20 protein-coding genes are annotated in these 20,697 nt (G+C 63.4%); 7 read left to right on the forward strand and 13 right to left on the reverse strand.

All coding sequences use genetic code 11. The annotated features are described in order from the left end of the window. Position 1 precedes the first annotated feature (1 nt). The 3 genes from atuC to AAEQ75_RS17720 are packed head-to-tail and all read right to left on the reverse strand — an operon-like array spanning position 2 to position 4,355. Positions 2–1,618, reverse strand: a complete 1,617-nt coding sequence (gene atuC, locus AAEQ75_RS17710; protein ID WP_343349947.1) for a geranyl-CoA carboxylase subunit beta — start codon at positions 1,616–1,618, stop codon at positions 2–4. Positions 1,619–1,622: 4 nt separating this feature from the next. Beyond that, on the reverse strand, positions 1,623–2,492 hold the full coding sequence (locus tag AAEQ75_RS17715; protein ID WP_343349948.1) for an SDR family oxidoreductase: 870 nt from the start codon (positions 2,490–2,492) through the stop codon (positions 1,623–1,625). Positions 2,493–2,534: 42 nt separating this feature from the next. After that, positions 2,535–4,355, reverse strand: coding sequence for an acyclic terpene utilization AtuA family protein (locus AAEQ75_RS17720; protein ID WP_343349949.1), 1,821 nt, complete (start codon positions 4,353–4,355; stop codon positions 2,535–2,537). A 221-nt stretch (positions 4,356–4,576) separates the two neighbouring features. Between AAEQ75_RS17720 and AAEQ75_RS17725 the strand changes: the two genes are divergently transcribed. From AAEQ75_RS17725 to AAEQ75_RS17735, 3 genes are all read left to right on the forward strand, one after another. Beyond that, positions 4,577–5,200, forward strand: coding sequence for a TetR/AcrR family transcriptional regulator (locus tag AAEQ75_RS17725; RefSeq protein ID WP_343349950.1), 624 nt, complete (start codon positions 4,577–4,579; stop codon positions 5,198–5,200). 95 nt (positions 5,201–5,295) lie between these two features. Then, positions 5,296–6,078: a substrate-binding periplasmic protein gene (locus AAEQ75_RS17730; RefSeq protein ID WP_343349951.1), complete on the forward strand. Its 783-nt coding sequence runs from the start codon at positions 5,296–5,298 to the stop codon at positions 6,076–6,078. Between the two features lie 75 nt (positions 6,079–6,153). Further along, a complete protein-coding gene (locus AAEQ75_RS17735) occupies positions 6,154–6,972 on the forward strand; it encodes an ABC transporter substrate-binding protein (RefSeq protein ID WP_343349952.1) in 819 nt (272 codons plus the stop codon). On the opposite strand, the gene AAEQ75_RS17740 is transcribed toward AAEQ75_RS17735, so the two are convergent. From AAEQ75_RS17740 to AAEQ75_RS17755, 4 genes are all read right to left on the reverse strand, one after another. Continuing rightward, the gene (locus AAEQ75_RS17740) at positions 6,923–7,681 is read right to left on the reverse strand and encodes a CPBP family intramembrane glutamic endopeptidase (RefSeq protein ID WP_343349954.1); all 759 of its coding nucleotides are present in this window, start codon (positions 7,679–7,681) and stop codon (positions 6,923–6,925) included. The genes AAEQ75_RS17735 and AAEQ75_RS17740 overlap by 50 nt on opposite strands. 103 nt (positions 7,682–7,784) lie before the next feature. After that, positions 7,785–7,958 carry a DUF2897 family protein gene (locus AAEQ75_RS17745; RefSeq protein ID WP_099525466.1) on the reverse strand — a complete coding sequence of 58 codons (174 nt, stop codon included), beginning with the start codon at positions 7,956–7,958 and terminating at the stop codon, positions 7,785–7,787. A 55-nt stretch (positions 7,959–8,013) separates the two neighbouring features. Next, the gene (gene eutC / locus AAEQ75_RS17750; protein ID WP_343349955.1) at positions 8,014–8,781 is read right to left on the reverse strand and encodes an ethanolamine ammonia-lyase subunit EutC; all 768 of its coding nucleotides are present in this window, start codon (positions 8,779–8,781) and stop codon (positions 8,014–8,016) included. Continuing rightward, positions 8,781–10,175, reverse strand: coding sequence for an ethanolamine ammonia-lyase subunit EutB (locus AAEQ75_RS17755; protein WP_343349956.1), 1,395 nt, complete (start codon positions 10,173–10,175; stop codon positions 8,781–8,783). Before AAEQ75_RS17755 ends, eutC begins: the two co-directional genes overlap by 1 nt. A gap of 359 nt (positions 10,176–10,534) precedes the next feature. Between AAEQ75_RS17755 and pyrF the strand changes: the two genes are divergently transcribed. The 3 genes from pyrF to AAEQ75_RS17770 all read left to right on the forward strand — a co-directional run bounded on the left by pyrF (position 10,535) and on the right by AAEQ75_RS17770 (position 13,225). Beyond that, complete coding sequence (gene pyrF / locus AAEQ75_RS17760) at positions 10,535–11,236, forward strand: orotidine-5'-phosphate decarboxylase (protein ID WP_343349957.1); 702 nt, start codon at positions 10,535–10,537, stop codon at positions 11,234–11,236. A gap of 218 nt (positions 11,237–11,454) precedes the next feature. Continuing rightward, positions 11,455–12,216, forward strand: coding sequence for an SDR family oxidoreductase (locus tag AAEQ75_RS17765; protein ID WP_343349958.1), 762 nt, complete (start codon positions 11,455–11,457; stop codon positions 12,214–12,216). 112 nt (positions 12,217–12,328) lie between these two features. Next, entirely contained in the window at positions 12,329–13,225 is an 897-nt protein-coding gene (locus tag AAEQ75_RS17770; protein ID WP_343349959.1) for a bile acid:sodium symporter family protein, read from the forward strand. An 87-nt stretch (positions 13,226–13,312) separates the two neighbouring features. Here AAEQ75_RS17770 and AAEQ75_RS17775 read toward each other — a convergent pair whose 3' ends face one another. Further along, positions 13,313–14,503: a benzoate/H(+) symporter BenE family transporter gene (locus AAEQ75_RS17775; RefSeq protein ID WP_343349960.1), complete on the reverse strand. Its 1,191-nt coding sequence runs from the start codon at positions 14,501–14,503 to the stop codon at positions 13,313–13,315. Further along, a complete protein-coding gene (locus tag AAEQ75_RS17780; RefSeq protein ID WP_343349961.1) occupies positions 14,503–15,114 on the reverse strand; it encodes a LysE family translocator in 612 nt (203 codons plus the stop codon). The genes AAEQ75_RS17775 and AAEQ75_RS17780 overlap by 1 nt, the downstream gene beginning before the upstream one ends. A 140-nt stretch (positions 15,115–15,254) precedes the next feature. On the opposite strand from AAEQ75_RS17780, the gene AAEQ75_RS17785 reads away from it, so the two are divergent. Next, positions 15,255–15,902, forward strand: coding sequence for a hypothetical protein (locus tag AAEQ75_RS17785; protein ID WP_343349963.1), 648 nt, complete (start codon positions 15,255–15,257; stop codon positions 15,900–15,902). A gap of 54 nt (positions 15,903–15,956) precedes the next feature. On the opposite strand, the gene AAEQ75_RS17790 is transcribed toward AAEQ75_RS17785, so the two are convergent. The 4 genes from AAEQ75_RS17790 to AAEQ75_RS17805 all read right to left on the reverse strand — a co-directional run bounded on the left by AAEQ75_RS17790 (position 15,957) and on the right by AAEQ75_RS17805 (position 20,692). Next, positions 15,957–18,407 carry a TonB-dependent siderophore receptor gene (locus AAEQ75_RS17790; RefSeq protein WP_343349964.1) on the reverse strand — a complete coding sequence of 817 codons (2,451 nt, stop codon included), beginning with the start codon at positions 18,405–18,407 and terminating at the stop codon, positions 15,957–15,959. A gap of 80 nt (positions 18,408–18,487) precedes the next feature. Next, positions 18,488–19,447, reverse strand: coding sequence for a FecR family protein (locus AAEQ75_RS17795; protein ID WP_343349965.1), 960 nt, complete (start codon positions 19,445–19,447; stop codon positions 18,488–18,490). Then, positions 19,444–19,968 (reverse strand): RNA polymerase sigma factor, encoded by a 525-nt coding sequence (locus AAEQ75_RS17800; RefSeq protein ID WP_430523425.1) that lies wholly within the window; start codon positions 19,966–19,968, stop codon positions 19,444–19,446. The genes AAEQ75_RS17795 and AAEQ75_RS17800 overlap by 4 nt, the downstream gene beginning before the upstream one ends. 202 nt (positions 19,969–20,170) lie before the next feature. Next, a complete protein-coding gene (locus AAEQ75_RS17805) occupies positions 20,171–20,692 on the reverse strand; it encodes a MarR family winged helix-turn-helix transcriptional regulator (RefSeq protein WP_343349968.1) in 522 nt (173 codons plus the stop codon). Positions 20,693–20,697: the final 5 nt, after the last annotated feature.

Here is a 20,697-nt window from a genome sequence, read left to right on the forward strand (position 1 = left end):
TTTAAAATCTCGCGACGCCGAAACTGCTCTTCTTCAACGGCCGCAGGTTGGCTTCGGCGCAGATGTCCAGCAAAAAGCCCAGCAGCTTGCGGGTGTCACGCGGGTCGATCAGGCCGTCATCCCACAGGCTGGCGGTGCCGTACAGCGCGGTAGACTGGCTGTCGAGCTTCTGTGCGGTCACGGTTTCCAGCATGTCGAGCATCTTCGGGTCAGGCTCTTTGCCCTCCTTGGCGTGCTTGTCCTCGGTGACGATGCGCAGCACCTTGCCGGCCTGGGCACCGCCCATCACGGCGGTCTTGCTGTTGGGCCAGGCAAAGATGAAGCGAGGGTCGAGGCCACGGCCGCACATGGCGTAGTTGCCGGCGCCGTAGGAGCCGCCAACGACGATGGTGAGCTTGGGCACGGTGGCGTTGGCCACGGCCTGGATCATCTTCGAACCGTGTTTGATCACGCCGTTTTGTTCCGATTCCGTCCCGACCATAAAGCCGGTGGTGTTGTGGAAGAACAGGATCGGCGTGTTGCTCTGCTCGCACAGCTGGATGAACTGCGCTGCCTTGGCCGCACCCTGCGGGGTGATCGGGCCGTTGTTGCCGATGAAGCCGCAGGCCTGGCCTTCGATCTGCAGGTGGCCGCAGACGGTCTGGCTGTCGAACTCGTTCTTGAAGTCGAGGAACTCCGAGCCATCGGCGATGCGCGCGATGATCTCGCGCACGTCGTAGGGCTTCTTGGCGTCGGCCGGCACCAGGCCGAGCAGCTCCTCGGCCGGGTAAAGCGGCTCGCTCCAGGTGCGTTTCTCACGTGCCGGCAACTGCTGGTTCCACGGCAGCATGCCAAGGATCTCGCGCGCCAGGCGTACGCCGTCGGCGTCGTTCTCGGCCAGGTATTCGGCAGTACCGGCGACCTGAGCGTGCATCTCGGCGCCGCCGAGTTGCTCGTCGGTGGCGATCTCGCCAGTGGCGGCTTTAAGCAGAGGTGGGCCGGCGAGGAACATCTTGGCTTTGCCGCGTACCACCACCACGTAGTCTGATAGGCCGGGCTGGTAGGCCCCGCCAGCGGTGCTGGAGCCATGTACCACGGTGACCTGAGGCAGGCCCATGGCGGACATCCGCGCCTGGTTGGCGAAACCGCGTGCACCCTCGACGAAGATGTCGGCGGCGTAGTTGAGGTTGGCGCCGCCGCTCTCGGCCAGTGTCACCACCGGCAGCTTGTTCTCGACGGCGATCTGCTGCAGACGCAGCGACTTCTTCAAGCCAGTGGGGGAGATGGTGCCGCCCTTGATCGCGCTGTTGTTGGCGATCACCAAGCAGCGCACGCCGGCGATGTAGCCGATGCCGGCGATGATGCCGCCGCCGGCCTGGCTGCCGTCCTTGTCGTCGTGCAGCTTGTAGCCGGCCAGCGAGGACAGTTCGAGAAAGGGCGCGCCGGCATCGAGCAGCAGGTTGATGCGTTCGCGCGGCAGCAATTGGCCGCGCTTCTCGAACTTGGCCTTGGCTTCCTGGGCCTTGTCGAGCACCTTCTGCTCGACGTCGCGGAAGGCCGCGATGGCTGCCAGCATGGCTTCGCGGTTCTGCGCGAAGGCTTCGCCGTGCACATCGATTTCCGATTGGATCACGGGCATCGCCTTACTCCTGATCTTTCAGTACGTCGGGCACGTAGGCCCGGTGGAAACCGTTGTAGGACTCGCTGTTTTTCGCCTTGCCCAGCGTCCAGGCGCGGGTGCCCTGGCTGGCGGCGCCATCGATGCGGACGGTGTTGCCACTGATGAAGTTGGCGCCGGGGCTGAGCAGGAAGACGATGGCCGCGGCCACCTCGGACTCGGTGCCGATGCGTTGCAGCGGCACGTGATCCTTGAGGTTGCGGATCATGTTCTTCATCGACTCGGGGTAGGTGTCCATGCCACTGGAGGCGATCCAGCCCGGCGCCACGGCGTTGACCCGCACGCCGGCGTGGCCCCACTCGTAGGCGGCGGTCTTGGTGAAGTTCTCCATGCCAGCGCGTGCGGCGCCGGAGTGGCCCATGCCGGGCATGCCGCCCCACATGTCGGCGAGCATGTTGACGATGCTGCCGCCGTGCTTGCTCATGCTCTGCAGGAAGACTTCCTTGGCTACCAGAAAGCCGCCAACCAGATTGGTGCGTACCACGGTCTCGAAGCCTTTCTGGTTGATGCCGATCAGCGGCGCGGGGAACTGGCCGCCAGCATTGTTCACAAGCTGGTGGATGCGCCCGCGTTCCCTGATCACCGCAGCGATCATGGCCTTCACGGCTTCTTCGTCGCGGATGTCGCAGACTTGGATGCTGGCGCTGCCACCGTCCTCGGTGATCTCGGCGCAGGTCTTCTCCAGCTTTTCCTGCTTGCGCCCGACCAGCACCACATGAGCGCCCAGATGGGCCAGCTCGTGGGCCACGCAGCGGCCGATGCCGCTGCCACCACCGGTGACCAGAATGGTCTGTTCATTGAACAGGCCAGGTTTGAATACGGAGTCGTAGCTCATTGTTCTTGTTGTCCTGAGTGATACTGGTGCGCGCAGCGCACCCTACGGGTGGGTGTAGGGTGCGCCGTGCGCACCAGTCAAGGTCTCGGCCAATGCCCTGGGCACCTGCACCGGGAATTCCAGCAGTTGCTGGGCGAAAGCCTTGCCCTGCGGGTCGATGCGCAGGCTGGCTACGCCGCCACCGCCCAGCGCGTTTTCCAGCAGGAAGTTGAGGCTGTGGCTGCCCGGCAGGTACCAGCGGCTGACGCGGCCGTGCTCGGCGTCCAGTGTATGCGCCATCCAGTTGGCCACGGCTTCGGGCGTCAGCGCAGCAGCGATCCATGCCAGGTATTCGGGCTTTCTGGCCATCACACCAATGTTGCTGTGGTTGCCCTTGTCGCCGGAGCGGGCCACGGCCAAGCGGATCAGCGGCACGGCCGCGTCGGCTTCGCCCATCGGTACGGGTAGGGCGGCGGGCGCGCGGAGTTGGGCGGGGTCGAAGGCATCGATCTGGGGCAGGGCGACCGGCTGGCGTTCGCCGTCGATTTCGACGCTCAGGGCGCAGGCACTTTTGTCCACCAGGAAGCTGAACAGGCGGATCACCGGGTAGACGGTTGGGCGGCCACCGACGATGCCGGTCAGGCCCGGCGCCATGCCGGTGGCGGCCTGGGCGATCTCGCGGGAGAAGAGGATCAGCGCTTCCTTTTTGGCATGGCGTGCGGCGATCTTCACCACCACTTCGCGGCTATATTTGCGGTGAGCATGGACGCCATAGGTGGCTTCGCTACCGAGCAGCTCGACGCTGACCTCCTGGTAACGGCCCCAGCCGCGCTCGGCGAACATCTCTTCGGTCTTCTTGATGATCGCCTGGCTGACCCGTTCGGCCTTGGCCACGGCATCGATACCGGCAAGCAGGAAGCTGGCAGTGCAGCGGAAACCGTCCGGGTGGGTGGCGCTGACCTTGTACTGGTCGGTGGGTGGCAGGCCGCGTGCGCCCTGCAGTTGCACGCGGTTGTCGCCGACCTGGCTCAGCTCGACCTGGGTGAAGTCGCAGATCACGTCCGGCAGCAGGTAGGCGCGCGGGTCACCGATCTCGTAGAGCATCTGCTCGCCAACGGTAAAAGGCGTGACCAAGCCGCCGGAACTATCCGGCTTGGTCACGACGAAACGGCCATCGCCCTCGACTTCGACGATGGGGAAGCCGATATGCTCGTAATCCGGCACGTCGCGCCAGTCGGTGAAGTTGCCACCGGTGCACTGCGCGCCGCATTCGATGATGTGCCCGGCCAGCGCGGCCTGGGCCAGCTTGTCGTAGTCGCTCCAGGCCCAGCCGAATTCGTGCACCAGGGCGGCGCTGACCACCGCGCTGTCGACCACGCGGCCAGTGATGACGATGTCGGCGCCCTGTTCCAGAGCGGCGACGATGCCCGGTGCGCCGAGGTAGGCATTGACCGACACGCAGAAGGGCGGCAATGCGGCGCCAGTGAACATCTCGCGGGTACCGGCCTTGACCAGCTCGCCGAGCTTGGGTTGCAGGTTGTCGCCGTGCAGCACGGCGATCTTCAGGTTCACCCCGGCCTGCTCGCAGGCTGCGCTCAGGGCCGCAGCGCAGGCCATCGGGTTGACCCCGCCGGCGTTACTGATGACGCGAGTTTTTTTTGCTGCCAGTTCGCCGAGCAGAGGTGCGAGTACCTCGACGAAGTCGCGGGCGTAGCCGTCATCCGGCTTCTTCATGCGCGCACCGGCCATGATCGACATGGTGATCTCGGCTAGGTAGTCGAACACCAAGTAATCCAGTTCGGCGCCGCGAACCAGTTGAGCGGCAGCGGTGGAGGTGTCGCCCCAGAAAGCGGAGGCGCAGCCGATGCGTACGGTTTTGGTCATTGGAATTGGCCCGTCACACATTGAGAAGGTGAGCTCACACTACCAAGCAAGCGCTTGGTTGAAAAGTGGCGAAAGACGACAATTCGGCCAAAAATGCGCCCAAGCGCTTGCTTGGTCAGCTGGCGCCGCATACATTTCATCAAGCAAGACAAGCACTTGCCGGCAGCATGAAGAATTAATCAGAACAATCGCCGAGCAGGGCAATCAGGGGAGAAGTCAGCGTGGACGAACACAGAGCCCAGGCCGTGATGCAGGAGCTGGTCGATAGCGGCCAAGTGACCGATCCGGACAGTGCCCGCGGCAAGCTGCTGCAGATGGCTGCCCACCTGTTCCGCAGCAAGGGTTACGAGCGCACCACGGTGCGTGATCTGGCCGCCGCCATAGGCATCCAATCGGGCAGCATCTTTCACCACTTCAAGAGCAAGGACGAAATTCTGCGCTCGGTGATGGAGGAAACCATCGTTTACAACACTGCACTGATGCGCTCCGCGCTGGCAGAGGCGCAAGGCACGCGCGAGCGCTTGCTGGCACTGATCCGCTGCGAGTTGCAGTCGATCATGGGCGGTACCGGCGAGGCCATGGCGGTGCTGGTATACGAATGGCGTTCCCTGTCGGACGGTGGCCAGGCGCAGGTGCTGGCCTTGCGTGATACCTACGAGCAGATCTGGCTGGCGGTGCTGGGCGAGGCTCGCGATGCCGGTTATTTCAAAGGTGATCCTTTCATTCAACGGCGTTTTCTCACGGGAGCGCTGAGCTGGACCAACACCTGGTTCCGCTCGCAAGGGCCGATGAGCCTGGATCAACTGGCCGAAGAAGCGCTGTCATTGGTCTGTAAGGAAGCTTGAGCGATTTCGGCTAGGCTAGTAGCACCCGCCGGTTTTCGGCTCGAACACGGGCGCAGCGGCCTTCCCGCGTTGCGATCCGTGACGAGAGGTCGAGTTTGCGCGCATTAGCCTTTTGCCTGCTGTCCTGCCTGTTGCTGCATGTGCCCGTCGCGGTTGCGGTCGAGGAGGTGCGTGTCGGCGGTTATCACTTCCCGCCTTACCTGGATAAACCTGACTCGCAGCACCCGCAAGGTCTGGTACCCGAGTTGCTGCAAGCGCTCAACGCGGCGCAGCAGCGGTATCGCTTCGTCCTGGTGCCGACCTCGGCAACCCGCCGTTACCGCGACCTGGAGAGCGGCCGCTTCGATCTGATGTTTTTCGAGTCCAGCCGTTGGGGGTGGCAGGGCACTTCATACCTGGCCTTGGGGTTGGATATCGATGATGCGGAAGTTTATGTCGCTGCGGCTGAGCCGGGGCGCGGCCAGGAGTATTTCGAGGACCTTAGCGACAAGCGCATGGCGCTCTACAACGGCTATCACTACGGCTTTGCCGCATTCGATGCCGACCCTGACTACCTTGCGCGCACCTTCAACGCGGTGCTGACCTACTCCCACGACAGCAACTTGCGCATGTTGCTGGCGCGACGAGCCGATGTCGCAGTGGTGACGCGTTCATACCTGGAATCGTTTCTGGCCCGACACCCGGAAATACTGCCTGAGCTTCTGGTATCCGAGCGCCTGGACCAGCTCTATCACCATCAGGTTCTGTTGCGGCCGGAGGGGGCTTTGAGCCCCGCTGAAGTGACGGAATTGCTCGGTCAGTTACAAGCCAATGGCGAGCTATCCAGGCTACTTGGACGGTATCGTCTGACATTAGGCGGCAAAGTGTCTGCGCAGTGAAAATCCATCTGGTCGGTCAGGAGAGACTGGAGTAGGCTGCACCACACTAGAAGAAGGATTTTTTGGGGATTCGACATGCGGTATTCGCGGTGCTGGGTTCATGGGTGTTGGGCTGCCTTGGGTCTGTTGTTTGCCAGTTCTCTCTACGCTGCCGAGGTCGTCAAGGTCGGCGGTGCACACTTCCCTCCGTACGTCATCAACTCCAACCTGCAAGAGTCGAGCGGCCTACTGCCGCAACTGCTCGATGCGCTCAATCAAGAACAGGCTGAATACCATTTCACCATGCTGCCCACGGCCATCGTGCGTCGCTTTAGCGATCTGCAACGAGGCCGTATCGACATGACGATTTTCGAGAACCCGCGGTGGGGTTGGCAGGACATCGACGTCGAAGCCGTAGACATGGGGCTGGAAGACGCCGAGTTATTCGTCGCCAGAGTGGAAGAGCGGCGCGGCCAGGAGTACTTCGAGCAGCTCGAAGGCAAACGTCTGGCGCTCTACCGCGGTTATCACTACGGCTTTGCCCAGTTCAACAGTGACCCGGAGTTTCTTACCCGCACCTTCAATGCCAATCTCGGCCACTCTCACGACAGCAACCTGCTGATGGTGGTGCGCGGGCGTGCGGATGTCGCGTTGGTGACCCGCTCCAACCTTTACGACTTCGTTGAGCGTAATCGCGAGCATGCGCGCAAGCTGCTGATCTCGGAGGGGGTCGATCAGGTCTACCGTCATCACGCGATGATCCGTCCCGGCGCCCCGATAAGCCCTGAGCGCTTCGCCGCCTTGCTCGAGCGGCTACGGGTAAAAGGCGAATTGAAGCGCATCTTTTCGCCTTATCGTATTGCCGTCATACCAGTCGTAGCGGATAACTCAAAAGCATTAGATGCAGCAGATTGACTGCTGCGTGCAGGGCAATGGCCAGGCTAATGCGGCCGCTGTAGTGAAAGGCCAGCCCACAACCCAGCCCTGCGCAGGTCGCCACCACGGCAAATAGCGCGCTGAAGGGCAGGTGGGCTGCGCCGAAAAGACCCGCCGTCAACAGCAAACCAGGCCATATGCCCAGACGCTTGATCAAGGCGTTTTGCAGCAGACCGCGAAAGAGCAACTCTTCCGCCAGCACCGTTACGCCGAGGTTGACCGCCAGCCACAGCAGCAGGCCCTGTGGCCATTTGGGTTGCCAGGCGACCAGGCCCAGCGCCATGGCCAGCAGCGGCACCAGTAGCAAGGTGGCGATGCACGCCAGCCAGGCATTTTTCAGCGAGTTCACGGGGCTGCGCGGTTGCCCCAGCCACCAGGCGAGCAGGGAGGTTCCCAGCAGCAGTTTGTCCCAGGACAGGCGCAGCGCGTAGGGCGCGGCGTCCGGGCTGAGGAGGCGCGGCTGCCACAACTGCCAGGGGCGGAAACCGGGTATGAGATGCGCCGCCAGGGCGACCCCTCCGAGCAGGATCAAAGGCAGCCATAGCCAGTTTGGCAGGCGCGGTTGTCCGGCCAGCAAGACGATAACGAACACGCTGCCCAACAGCAGGCCGACGGGCTCGATGAAGCCCAGCCCAGCGCCCAGAGCGAGGGTAAGAGCGGGGAACAGCAAGCGCAGATGCAGGGGCATGGCACCTTCTCCTGAGAAGGCGCGCAGTCTAGCAGGCAGTAGAAAAACTACCTCGGCTTTGGCTTCTTGCGCTGCGAGGGCGCGGAGAGGAGAGTGGTGGCGCTTAGCGTTGACGCTCGCGTGCGTCCTTGGCTTCTTGCTCGACGGCGCGTTTACGCATGCGTTCGAGCTGGTCTTCGCTCAGACGCATCTTTTTGGCGCTGCTGCGCAGCACCAGCAAACTACCAATCACCGAGCCGAACACCAGGACCAGCAGCAGCCAGACGTACCAAGGCATGATGACTCCTTACAAAGGGCTAGAGTCGTCACCATAACCCGAGGGCCGAAACTTGTCAGTCTGCCTGTACTGCGACTGCCTGCATGCTGCTGTCGTCCTTGAGCTTCACGCCGCTCAGTTGCAGGCGCAATGCCTGACGCGCCAAGTAGTCGAGCTTGTGTGCTGCCAGTTCGTATGGCAGGCCTTCAGGTCGCACGTTGGAGATACAGTTACGGGCGCTGTCCAGGCAGCCCACGCGCGGTGCGTAGGTCAGGTACAGGCCGAGGCTGTCCGGCGAGGTCAGCCCCGGCCGCTCACCGATCATGACGATCACCAGACGTGCGCGCAGGGCTTCACCGATGCCGTCGCCAATCGCCACGCGCCCCTGTTCGGCTAGCACCACCGGGGTGTTGGCCCAATCGGTATCAAAACGCTCGCGCAGGGCTTGCAACAGCGGCAGGGCATGACGCTGGACGGCAACGGCCGATAACCCGTCGGCGAGGACGATGGCGATTTCAGGCGCGGGCAGTTCGTGCTGCAGTTGCACCTGGCAGTCGCCATGCAGGTGGCGGCCGTGATCCGGGCGCAGCAGGTAGGTCTGCCGGTCTTCGGCGTTGCTGCGTACTTTCAAGGTGCGAAAGCCAGCCGTATGCAGCTGGTGCTTGAGTTCGCTGAAGTCCAGCGGACGATGCACCGCATCGCGCGCCTGGGCATGGGCCAGGCCGAACTTCAGCACCTCGCGGGTGGGTAGGCTGCAACCGACACGGCCGAGCGCGATACGGGCCGAGGTATGCGTGCGCAATTCGTCCCAGGGGTTGTGCTGGATCAAGTCGATCTGTTTCATCAGGCCGCTCCGGAAATCTGTGGCAACTGCTTGAGCAGATGATGGCCGCTACCGATCTCACGCAGGCGGCCGCTGGGTTCGGTAATGGCCATGCGCGCCAGCCAGGCGTCGAATTCCGGCGCGCGTTTCAGGCCCAGCACGTTGCGCAGGTAAAGCGCGTCGTGGAACGAGGTGCTCTGGTAGTTGAGCATGATGTCGTCGGCACCCGGGATGCCCATGATGAAGTTGATACCGGCTGCACCGAGCAGGGTGAGCAGGCTGTCCATATCGTCCTGATCGGCTTCTGCATGGTTGGTGTAGCAGACGTCGCAGCCCATCGGCAGGCCGAGTAGCTTGGCGCAGAAGTGATCCTCCAGGCCTGCGCGGATGATCTGCTTGCCGTCGTAGAGGTACTCAGGGCCGATAAAACCGACCACGGTATTGACCAGCAGTGGACGGAATTCACGAGCAACGGCATAGGCGCGGACCTCACAGGTCTGCTGGTCGACGCCATGGTGGCCGCCGGCCGACAGCGCGCTGCCCTGGCCGGTTTCGAAATACATGACGTTGTCGCCCAGGGTGCCGCGTCCTAGCGACAGTGCGGCCTCGTGGGCCTCGCGCAGGATCGCCAGGGACACGCCGAAACCAGCGTTGGTGGCCTCGGTGCCGGCGATGGACTGAAACACCAGATCGATCGGCGCACCGGCCTCGATAGCCTGGATCTGTGTGGTGACGTGGGTCAGCACGCAGCTCTGCATGGGAATTTCGAAGTGCTGGCGCACCTCGTCCATCATCTGCCACAGGCGCATCAGCGTCGGCAGCGAATCGCTGGCCGGGTTGATACCGACCGTGGCATCGCCGGAGCCATAGAGCAGACCGTCGAGCATGCTGGCAGCGATACCGCGCACATCGTCGGTAGGGTGATTGGGTTGCAGGCGCACGGCCAGATGGCCGGGCAGGCCCAGGGTATTGCGAAAACGAGAGATCACCTGGCATTTGTGCGCCACCAGAATCAGATCCTGATTGCGCATCAGTTTGCTCACCGCGGCGACCATCTCTGGTGTCAGTCCAGCGGCCACGGCCGCCAGGCGCGCGCTGTCGGTCTTTTCCAGTAGCAGCCAGTCGCGCAGATCACCCACGGTCAGGTGGCTGATCGGGGCGAAGGCCACGGCGTCATGGCGGTCGATGATCAGGCGGGTGACTTCGTCGTCTTCGTAAGGAATCAGCGCCTCGTCGAGGAAGCGCTTGAGCGGCACCTCAGCCAGCGCCAGCTTGGCCGCCATGCGCTCTTCGTAGGTAGCAGCAGCCAGCCCCGCCAGGTAGTCGCCGGAGCGCGCCGGGCTGGCCTTGGCCAGCAGCGTCTTGAGGTCGGCGAAGCGGTAGACCAGGCTGCCGATGGTGGTTTGATAAGGCATGGCTGCAACCCGTTGCAGAGAGGGATGTGCATACCGTGCAGTGCTCATGCCAGAGGCCTCACCGCTGACCATCTGCCGCCTGCACCTGGATACTGGTTGGATCGGACGAATGAAAAAGGTGCAGTGGCAGTGTGGGTGCACCGCTCTGGCGCGCAGTCGCGCGATGCCTGTTACATGATGGCAACCGCAATTCGAATGCCGAATTTCCGATGGCAGAAGGTGGTCGGCAGCTGGATGGCCGCTAGACCGGTTTTTATTCGGGCTGCCGCTCTGCATGCGGGAGGTGCTTTAACCGCGACCAGCGCCAGGATGCTTTGCGCTACAATGCGCGGCGTTTTTATCCTGTTCGAGACTCGCCCATGCCCGCCTGCCAAACCCCGATCATCGTCGCCCTCGACTTTCCCAGCCGTGATGCAGCTCTGGCGCTGGCCGACCAGCTCGATCCGGCGCTGTGCCGGGTCAAGGTCGGCAAGGAGCTGTTCACTCGCAGTGGTCCGCAAGTGGTCGAGGCGTTGCAGGCCAAGGGCTTCGAGCTGTTCCTCGATCTGAAATTCCACGACATCCCCAACACCACGGCGATGGCGGTCAAGGCTGCTGCGGAACTGGGCGTGTGGATGGTCAATGTGCACTGTTCCGGCGGTCTGCGCATGATGGCGGCCTGTCGTAACGAACTGGACAAGCTCGCTGGCGCCAAGCCGCTGCTGATCGGCGTGACGGTGCTGACCAGCATGGAGCAGCAGGATCTGGCCGGCATCGGCCTGGACGTGCCGCCGCAGGAGCAGGTACTGCGCCTGGCCGGCCTGGCTGCTGAAGCCGGGCTCGATGGTCTGGTCTGCTCGGCGCAGGAGGCGCAGGCACTGAAGGTCGCGCAGCCGCGTCTGCAACTGGTGACGCCGGGCATTCGTCCTGCTGGCAGCAATGCTGATGACCAAAAGCGCATCCTCACTCCACGTCAGGCGCTGGATGCCGGCTCCGATTACCTGGTGATCGGCCGCCCCATCAGCCAGGCTGCCGATCCGGCGCAGGCGCTGGCTGCGGTGGTTGCCGAACTGCAAGGCTGAGCCCTGTAGCCCGGATGAAGTCCGGGGCGGTCTGGCATGTAGTCCGATCTGCCCCGGATTTCATCCGGGCTATCCGCTGCTCGCGATAACGCGCTGCTGGAGTCGTCATCAGCGCCCTGCATGACCCACCACTTCAGAGTCTGATAGTGCTGCTCTGCGCGCGGCCGCCTGGCTAGACTCCTCGCCAATTCAACAAGAATCGCTGCGAGGAAGCAGACATGAGCATGACGTTCTCCGGCCAGGTCGCCCTGGTCACCGGCGCTGCCGCCGGTATTGGCCGTGCCACCGCCCAGGCTTTCGCTGTCGAAGGGCTCAAAGTGGTGGTTTCCGATGTCGACGTGAGCGGTGGTGAAGGCACCGTCGAGCTGATTCGTGCGGCCGGTGGCGAGGCCTGCTTCGTGCGTTGCGACGTGACCCGCGATGCCGAGGTCAAGGCGCTGATGGACGCCACCGTGGCGCAGTACGGTCGTTTGGACTACGCCTTCAACAACGCCGGTATCGAGATCGAACAGGGCAAACTGGCCGACGGCAACGAAGCCGAGTTCGACGCTATCATGGGCGTCAACGTCAAGGGCGTGTGGCTGTGCATGAAGCACCAGATCCCCTTGCTGCTGGCCCAGGGCGGAGGCGCCATCGTCAATACCGCTTCGGTCGCCGGCCTGGGTGCCGCGCCGAAGATGAGTATCTACGCCGCCTCCAAGCATGCGGTGATCGGCCTGACCAAATCCGCTGCGATCGAGTACGCCAAGAAGAAACTGCGGGTAAACGCGGTATGTCCAGCGGTGATCGACACCGACATGTTCCGCCGCGCCTATGAAGCCGACCCGAAGAAGGCCGAGTTCGCCGCCGCCATGCACCCGGTCGGGCGTATCGGCAAGGTCGAGGAGATCGCGGCTGCCGTGCTCTATCTGTGCAGCGACCACGCCGCGTTCACCACTGGCCAGGCGTTGGCTGTGGATGGTGGCGCCACGGCGATATAAAGGCTCTAGCCCGGTCGTCTGCACGTCGGCTAAGGTTGGCTCGCAGGGCCACTGCCAGCAGTGGCCCTGACTCAGCACAATCCTGCCAGGTTCAACTGGAGCGATAACAATAATGACCGCCGATCCCTTGCTGACGTTTTTCCTTCCCGCTGCGCTGGGCATCATCATGCTCGGGCTTGGCCTGTCACTGAGCCTGGCCGACTTCGCCCGCGTGGCCAAATTTCCCAAACCGGTATTGATCGGCCTGGCTTGCCAGCTGCTGTTGCTGCCGCTGGCGTGCTTCTTCCTGGCCAAGGCCTTCGGCCTGGCGCCGGCGCTGGCCGTTGGCCTGATGCTGCTGGCGGCCTCGCCGGGCGGCACTACGGCCAACCTCTACAGCCACCTGGCCCATGGCGATGTGGCGTTGAACATCACCCTCACCGCGGTCAATTCGGTGATCGCGATTCTGACCATGCCGCTGATCGTCAACCTGTCGCTGGCTTACTTCATGTCCGCCGATCAGGCCATCCCGCTGCAGTTCGCCAAGGTGGTGCAGGTGTTCGTCATCGTCCTCGGGCCGGTGGCCATCGGCATGTGGCTGCGCAGTCGTTTCCCCGGCTTCGCCGAGCGTATGCAGAAACCGGTGAAGATCGTTTCGGCACTGTTCCTGCTGCTGATCATCCTGCTGGCGGTTGCCAAGGACTGGCGCACCTTCGTCGATTACGCGCCTGCGGTGGGCGGTGCGGCGCTGGCCTTCAACCTGCTGAGCATGGTGGTGGGCTACTGCGTGCCACGCCTGCTCAAGCTCAATCTGCGTCAGGCGATTGCCATCGCCATGGAGATCGGCATCCACAATGGCACCCTGGCCATCGCCCTGGCACTCAGCCCGGCGTTGCTGAACAACCCGACCATGGCCATTCCGGCGGCCATCTACAGCTTGATCATGTTCGTCACTGCAGCGCTGTTCGGGCTGTGGGTCAACCGTATGCACGGCGCCGAGCTGGCTAACGAAACGGTGGCTGAACAGTAGGGTGCGCCGTGTGCACCGCTTGAACACGCTGTTATCCAGTGGTGCGCGCGGCGCACGCTACCGCTCGTAGCCTGGATTGCATCGGAGTTAGCGCTTGCCCCAGTTCAGCACGGCCAGCGTCAGCAGGCCGGCGACGATGCCCCAGAATGCCGAGCCGACACCGGCCAGGGTCATGCCCGAGGCGGTGACCAGAAAGGTGATCAGCGCCGCTTCGCGCTCGTTGGGCTCGCTCATGGCCTGGGTCAGGCCGCCGATGATCGAGGCGAACAGTGCCAGCGCGGCGATGGAGAGGATCAACGCCGCCGGCAGCGCCGCGAACAGCGAGGCCAGGGTGGCGCCGAAAATGCCGGCGATGGCGTAGAACACCCCGCACCAGACTGCCGCGGTGTAGCGCTTGCGCGGGTCTTCATGAGCTTCCGGGCCGGCACAGATGGCAGCACTGATGGCCGCCATATGAATGCCGTGGCTGCCGAACGGCGCCATCAGGATCGATACCAGGCCGGTGCTGGTCAGCAGCGGCGAGGCCGGTACGTCATAGCCATTGGCGCGCAGCACCGCCATGCCCGGCAGGTTCTGCGAGGCCATGGCGACGATGAACAGGGGAATGCCGATGCTGATGGCGGCGGCCAGCGAGAAGCTCGGTGTGGTCCATTCCGGCGTGGCCAGCTGCAACTGGAAGTTCGTGAAGTCCAGCAGGCCGAAGACTGCTGCCAGCACGCTGCCGACGATCAGCGCGGAGAGCACCGAGTAACGCGGCCACAGGCGCTTGCCAAGCAGATAGGCGAGCAGCATGGCCACCACCAGGATGGGCTGCTGCTCGGCGGCCACGCAGATTTCCAGGCCGATCTTGAACAGCACGCCGGCCAGCAGGGCGGCGGCGATGGAGCCGGGGATGCGGCGCATCAGGCGGTCGAAGGTACCGGTCAGGCCGATCAGCACGATCAGCCCCGAGGCGAGGATGTAGGCGCCAATGGCCTCGCCGTAGGACACCTGCGGCAGGCTAGTGATCAGCAGTGCGGCGCCGGGAGTGGACCAGGCGATCATCACCGGCGCGCGATAGCGCAGCGACAGCACGATGCAGCACAACGCCATGCCGATCGACAGTGCCCAGATCCATGAGGAAATCTGCCCGGCGGTTAGGCCGGCAGCCTGGCCGGCCTGGAACATCAGCACCAGGGAGCTGGTGTAGCCGGTGAGCATGGCGATGAAGCCAGCGACTACGGCCGAGGCGGAGGTGTCCGCCAGGGGGCGCAGACGAGTAGGGGCGGCGTCTTGCATCAGAACATTCCAGTGTCGACGATGATGGGATAGAGCGAGGCGACCAACAGCAGCGCCATGCCGATATTGAAGGCGCGCAACGCACGCGGGTTGTCCAGCCACTTGCGCAGCAGGCTGCCGGCGACGGTCCACAACCCCACGCTGGGGCAGTTGACCAAGGCAAACAGCGCGGCGATCAGTAGTACGTTGCTGAAGAAACCATCCTGTGGGGTATAGGTGGTAATGGCGCCAATGGCCATGATCCACGCCTTGGGATTGACCCACTGAAAGGCCGCCGCCTGCAGGAAGGTGAACGGCTTCGCTTCAGGGTTCTCGCGGCTCTGTGGTGCGCCGGACTGGGCGATCTTCCAGGCCAAGTAGAGCAGATACGCGGCGCCGAGATAGCGCAGTACGTCATGCAGCACCGGCAGGCGTTGGAACACCTGGCCGAGCCCCAGGCCCACGGCAGCCACCAGCAGCATGAAGCCCAGGCTGATGCCGAGCATGTGCGGAATGCTGCGGCGCACGCCGAAGTTCACCCCGGAGGCGAGCAGCATCATGTTGTTGGGCCCTGGCGTTACCGAGGTGACGAAGGCGAAGGCAATGAAGGCGAGCAGCAGTTCGGTGGACATGGTCGTTCTCCGGTTACTGGCAAAGCCTATTGCGCGGCTGTCACGCCGTCGCGGTACAGCCACTGGTGGGTTGAACCGTACAGTCTGGTCAAGCGCATCGTGGATGGTTAGCCTTGATCTTTTGCAGACAAGGAAGCCTCATGCAGCCGGACAACCCCTACAGTGCCCCGCAGGTCGAACTGATCGATGACCAGCCGGTGCGGCAGCTCCGGGGCTGGAGTGCGCGTCAGTTGCAGGTCCTTGGCTGGTTGGCGCTGATGTCTGCGCTGGGCAGTGCGCTGATGCTGGGCGTTATTTTCGCTAGCAGTTGGCTGGGCCAGGCAGAGTTGGAGCAGGTCGAGCGCTATACCCGCTGGCTGGGACTGTTGCTGATGTTGTTGGGCAACTACTTGTTGATCCGCCTCAAGAGTTTCATCGAGCAGCGTTTTGCTGCGCCGGGGCTGAGCTGGCCGGTCTGGATCATCGTTGTTCTTGCCCTGGTCAGCGGGGTGATGGACTTCATGGTTGGGGATCAACTGTTCAAGGCACTTAGCGTAATGACCATCGCCTACCTGGGCCTGATGGTACTCATGGGGCTCGGCATTACCTGGTTCGGTATTCTCCTGCTCAAGGTGAGGCTGGCGTACGCCTCTCTGCGGGTCATGGCCTGGCTGTCCATCGCCAGCGGTGTGATGTTCGCCAGTGTGCTGTTTTTGCCGCTGGCTATAGTGCCGGCACTGGCGGTTTGCGTGGCGCAGGGGCTGGTGTTCTTCAGAGGGGCTGCCGAGTTGCAGGGGGCTGCGAGTTAGCAAGGCCCAAAACGACAAGAGCCGCCCATTGGGCGGCTCCTGTTTTTCAGCCGATCACCACTTGTAGTCGAGGCTGGCCGTGACCCGGCGTGGGTCGCCGGCATAGCAGTAGAAGCCATCGCAGGTGGCCAGGTATTCCTTGTCGAACAGGTTGTTGGCGTTGAGCGACACGCTGGCGCCACGCAGGCTTGCATCGATCTGGCCAAGGTCATAGCGCACCGCTGCGTCGTAGACGGTATAGGCGCTGCTATGGCCGTCGGAAGGATCACGGACGAAACCCATGCTACCGACAGAGATGTTGTCGGTGGAACCGACGAAGCGGGCGCCAAAACCGACGCCGAAGCCCGCCAGCACACCCTGACTCCAGTCATAGTCGGCCCAGATCGACGCTTGATGCTCGGGGATCAGCGGCAAGGCGCGGTTCTTGTCGCGTAGATCGCCGACCTTGGTCATCTTGCTGTTGGTGTAGCTGTAGGAGGCAGTCAGGCTGAGGTTCTCGGTGATGTTACCGGTGGCTTCCAGCTCCAGGCCGCGGACTTCTACCTCGCTGACCGGCTCGGTGGCGCCGGCGATGTTGGTGGTCACGATGTTCTGCCGCGTGAGGTCATAGACCGCGGCGGTGAACAGCATGTCGCTACCCGGCGGTTGATACTTGATACCCAGTTCGTACTGCTTGCCGGTGCTGGGTTTGAACGCCGCGCCGCCGTTGCCGCCCGCTTCGGCCTGGAAGGATTCGGCGTAGGACACATAGGGCGTGAAGCCGGAGTCGAACACGTAGCTCAGCGCCGCATTGCCGCTGAATTGGCTGTCGCGACGGCTGTCCTTGGCATCGTTGGCGTTGTGGAACACCGAGTCGGTGTCCAGACGGTCCCATCGGCCACCGAGGGTCACGCGCCAGGCGTCGAGTGCCATCTGGTCCTGCAGATAGAGGCCGGTGTTCCTGCGTTTCTGGTTGTAGTTCTGTAGATCGCCATAGGTAACGCCACTGAAATCCTGGCCATAGCTTGGGTTGTTAATGTTGCTCGGAGGGACGTTGATTCCAATGACGTTAAAGTTGTCGTCATAGAGGTAGGAACTGCCGAACTGCCAGCGGTAGTCCGTATTCACTCTTAGGTAGTCGAGGCCCAGCAGCAGGGTGTGGCCGATGGCGCCAGTGTTGAAGTCCGCCTGGAAATTGTTGTCCACGGCGAAATGGCTGATGTTTTCGTCGTAGACGTTGGCGCCGCGTGCGACCGTACCGTCGTCAGCCACGGCGGTTGCCCAGCCCCCGGCCGTGATGATCTGGTTATCCAGTTCGAGCTTGCTGTAGCGCAGGTTCTGGTTGAACTGCCAGGTGTCGTTGATGCGGTGCTCGAAGGCGTAGCCCAGTGCGTAGAAGGTCTTGTCGTAGAACTCCCAGTCCGGGTCGCCGAGGTTCTTGTGGTAGTCGACCTTGCCAGCCGGGGTGCTCAGCTTGGTGCCTTGTAGCGGCAGGAACTGGCTGGTGCCGCCGGTATCGTCACGGTTGAACTGACCGAGGAAGGTGAGCTTGGTGGTGTCAGCGATATTCCAGGTCAGGCTGGGCGCGAGGTTGAAGCGCTGGTCGTCGATATGCTCGACGGTGGTGCCGCTGTCCCGACCAGTACCGCTGAAGCGATAGAGGAAGCGGCCGTCGTCATCGATCTTGCCGGTGCTGTCGAAGCTGATCTGCTTGTGGTTGTAGTTGCCGACCTGAACCTGCACTTCATGGCTGCTTTCAGCCTGTGGGCGGCGGCTGACGGCGTCCACCAGACCGCCTGGTGGGGTCTGGCCATACACCGCCGAGGCCGGGCCGCGCAGCACGGCGACGCGCTCCAGGTTCCAGGTTTCCAGCTTGGCCATGGTGTAGCTGCCCTTGGGCAGCGGCAGGCCGTCGAGCATCTGGATCGGTTCGAAGCCGCGGATCTTCATCCAGTCGGCGCGGCTGTCGCTGCCGTAGCTGCTGGCGATGACGCCCGGCATGTAGCGCACGGCATCATCGAGGTTCTGCACCTTGCGGTCCTGCATCTGCTCGCGGGTGGCCACGGAGATCGAGCGTGGGGTTTCCAACAGCGGCGTGTCGGTCTTGGTGCCGGTCGCGGTGCGGTTGGCCAGGTAACCGCGGGTTGGGCCCCAGGCGGTCTCGGCGGCCTGTTCGCTGGCGGTGACGGTGACGTCCGGCAGTGCCATTGCCGCTTCTGCAGCGGGGGCCAGGCTGTAGGCGCCGCCATTGCCGCTTTGCAACTGCAGGCCAGTGCCACGCAGCGCCTGATTGAGGGCCTCGATGGCCTCGTAGTCGCCGCTGACCGGTGCCGAGCTTTTGCCCGCGGTCAGGGCCGGGTCGATGCTCAGGGTCACGCCGGCCTGGCTGGCGATCTGGTTGAGCGTGGTCGCCAGAGGGCCGGCGGGCAGTTGGTAAACCTCAGCGTGGGCCAGCCCGGCATGGCCGGCAAAGGCGATGGTCAGGGCCAGCAGCGTGTGGCGGAACGGGGCAGGGCGGAAGGACATTGCGAACGTCTCCTAAGAGTTAATGTATCTCAATGCTCTTTTGCCGAAGCAGGAAGAAAAAGTGACAGGGGCGGGGAAAATTATTTTTCCGCCGGTACCACGCGGGTCCACCAGGGGCTCAGTTGCTCGGTGCGCACCGGCAGGCTCAGTGCGACAGCGGCCAGTGCCTTGTCGCTGTCGTGCAACGGGAAGCTGCCGCTGATGCGCAGATCGGCCAGGCTCGGATCGAGGCTCAGGTAACCGCTGCGGTATTCGCCGAGCTGATCGATCAGGCGCTGAAGGGGCAGGTTGTCCGCCACCAGCATGCCGCGACTCCAGGCGTCGGCGCCGATGGGGGCAGGGTGGCTTGGGCTGAGGTGCTGGCTGTCCATTCGCACCTGTTCGCCACTGTGGATGATGCGTTCCTGTGAACCGGCCAGCGGCCTGGCGGCGACTGCCGACTGCAACACGATCAGCTCGGTCGCGGCGCCTTCACGCCGTACCAGAAAGCGCGTACCCAGCGCACGCAAGCGTCCCTGCTCCGTCTCGACGATGAAGGGGCGGGTATCGCCCTTGGCGGTCTGAATCAGAATTTCGCCGCTGTGCAGGTGCAGGCGCCGTTCGTTGTCGTCGAATTCGATATCCAGCGCACTACGGCTGTTGAGGCGTACCTGGCTGCGGTCGGCGAGCAGCAGGTCGCGCTGTTCTCCACTGGCGGTATGGTAGTCGGCGAGGTAATCGCCCAGCGGGCGCTGCTGGGCCAGCAATACCAGCGTTATGCCCGTGGCCAGAAGCAGACCCAGGGCGCTACCGCCAAGGCGACGCAGGCTGCGGCGACGGCTGACGCTGCTCTGCAACAGGGCGCGTCGCGCCATCGGCGTGCTGGCGGCAGAAAGCTGCTGGTCGATACCGCCGAGGCGTCGCCAGACCAGGTCATGCTCCGGGTGCGCGGCCAGCCAGTCGGTGAAGTCATGGTGTTGTTGCTCGCTGGCTTCGCCCGAGTCCAGGCACAGCTGCCAGGCGATGGCCTCATCGAGAACGCGAGCCGAGACCTGGCTCATTGCGGCGCTCCGTACAGCGCGATGTAGCACTGGCGCAGGCCCTGGGCGAGGTATTGACGCACGCGCGACGGGGACACGCCAAGACGCTCGGCGATCTCGGCATGACCGAGACCATCCAGACGGTTATGGAGGAAAGCTGCGCGTGCCTTGCTCGACAGCTGACCGAGCAGGCGATCGATCTCGGCCAGTTGCTCCAGGGCCAGGGCCTGTTCTTCCGGGCTGGGTTGCACGGCTTGCGGAGCCAGCGCGAGCTCTTCCAGATAGGCACGTTCCAGCGCATGGCGGCGAAACTGGTCGACCAGCAGCCCCTTGGCGATGGTGGTAAGCAGGGCTCTGGGCTCGCGCGGGTTGTGCAGGTCAGCGCGACCGAGCAGGCGGACGAAGGTGTCCTGGCTCAGGTCTTCGGCGCGCTGCGCGCAGTTCAGGCTTTTGCGCAGCCAGCCGAACAGCCAGTCACGGTGATCGCGATAAAGCACACCGACCAGCTGTTGGTTGCTGGAATCCTGAACCGACACGCGCACCTCGCGAGATCTAAGTTAAGGTGATAATGATTCGCATATGATTGCAGAGGTCGTGTCAGGGTGCAATCACGCGTTGGCGTGGCATGACCGGTGGTGCGGGGGAATGGAAAGGCAGGCTGAATCGGTAGGAGCGAGCTCTGCTCGCGAACAAGAGGGTTCGTGAGCAGAACTCGCTCCTACGGGGGGCTTGTGACGACGATGCTCAGGTGCGTTCCTGGCGGCTGCGTGCCAGGGCGTGATTGACGGCCAGCCAGCCTTGCACGGCCTCTTCGCCCATCTCGCTGAATACGCGTTGCAGCAGGCGCGCCTGCTCGCGGCGCAGGGCCTGTTCCAGCTTGGCGCCCTCGGCGGTGAAACCCAGTACACGCTTGCGCTTGTCGTCCGCGGCAGCTTCGCTCTGCACCAGGTCCATCTCGATCAACTGGCGCAACGGCATGTTCAGCGCCTGTTTGCTCACCCCTAGGTAACCCAGCAGCTCGGTCATGTTCAGGCCTGGGTACTTGGCGATGAAGAACAGGATGCGGTGGTGCACGCGTGACAACCCGCGCTTGGCCAGCATTTCGTCCGGCTTGGCGGTGAAGGCCTGATAGCCGAAGAAGAAAGCCTCCATGGCGGCCTGCTGAGCTGCCGCGTTCTTGATCACCTGCGCACCGTGACGGCCGGCCTGCGTGCCCTCGGCGGGCGACGTCAAAAACTTCTCGGAGAAATTTTTTAGGTCAGTCATATTGA

Origin of the sequence: Pseudomonas sediminis (assembly GCF_039555755.1) — a bacterium.
Classification (GTDB): Bacteria; Pseudomonadota; Gammaproteobacteria; order Pseudomonadales; family Pseudomonadaceae; genus Aquipseudomonas; species Aquipseudomonas mendocina_D.

Coding starts and splice junctions, on each gene's coding strand:
- AAEQ75_RS17735 (WP_343349952.1), top strand. CDS start 6,154: ATGCGGTATTCGCGGTGCTGGGTTCATGGGTGTTGGGCTGCCTTGGGT.
- atuC (WP_343349947.1), bottom strand. CDS start 1,618: ATGCCCGTGATCCAATCGGAAATCGATGTGCACGGCGAAGCCTTCGCG.
- AAEQ75_RS17795 (WP_343349965.1), bottom strand. CDS start 19,447: ATGAGCCAGGTCTCGGCTCGCGTTCTCGATGAGGCCATCGCCTGGCAG.
- AAEQ75_RS17720 (WP_343349949.1), bottom strand. CDS start 4,355: ATGACCAAAACCGTACGCATCGGCTGCGCCTCCGCTTTCTGGGGCGAC.
- AAEQ75_RS17715 (WP_343349948.1), bottom strand. CDS start 2,492: ATGAGCTACGACTCCGTATTCAAACCTGGCCTGTTCAATGAACAGACC.
- AAEQ75_RS17775 (WP_343349960.1), bottom strand. CDS start 14,503: ATGCAAGACGCCGCCCCTACTCGTCTGCGCCCCCTGGCGGACACCTCC.
- pyrF (WP_343349957.1), top strand. CDS start 10,535: ATGCCCGCCTGCCAAACCCCGATCATCGTCGCCCTCGACTTTCCCAGC.
- AAEQ75_RS17745 (WP_099525466.1), bottom strand. CDS start 7,958: ATGCCTTGGTACGTCTGGCTGCTGCTGGTCCTGGTGTTCGGCTCGGTG.
- AAEQ75_RS17740 (WP_343349954.1), bottom strand. CDS start 7,681: ATGCCCCTGCATCTGCGCTTGCTGTTCCCCGCTCTTACCCTCGCTCTG.
- AAEQ75_RS17780 (WP_343349961.1), bottom strand. CDS start 15,114: ATGTCCACCGAACTGCTGCTCGCCTTCATTGCCTTCGCCTTCGTCACC.
- AAEQ75_RS17805 (WP_343349968.1), bottom strand. CDS start 20,692: ATGACTGACCTAAAAAATTTCTCCGAGAAGTTTTTGACGTCGCCCGCC.
- AAEQ75_RS17790 (WP_343349964.1), bottom strand. CDS start 18,407: ATGTCCTTCCGCCCTGCCCCGTTCCGCCACACGCTGCTGGCCCTGACC.
- AAEQ75_RS17755 (WP_343349956.1), bottom strand. CDS start 10,175: ATGCCTTATCAAACCACCATCGGCAGCCTGGTCTACCGCTTCGCCGAC.
- AAEQ75_RS17770 (WP_343349959.1), top strand. CDS start 12,329: ATGACCGCCGATCCCTTGCTGACGTTTTTCCTTCCCGCTGCGCTGGGC.
- AAEQ75_RS17785 (WP_343349963.1), top strand. CDS start 15,255: ATGCAGCCGGACAACCCCTACAGTGCCCCGCAGGTCGAACTGATCGAT.
- AAEQ75_RS17765 (WP_343349958.1), top strand. CDS start 11,455: ATGAGCATGACGTTCTCCGGCCAGGTCGCCCTGGTCACCGGCGCTGCC.
- eutC (WP_343349955.1), bottom strand. CDS start 8,781: ATGAAACAGATCGACTTGATCCAGCACAACCCCTGGGACGAATTGCGC.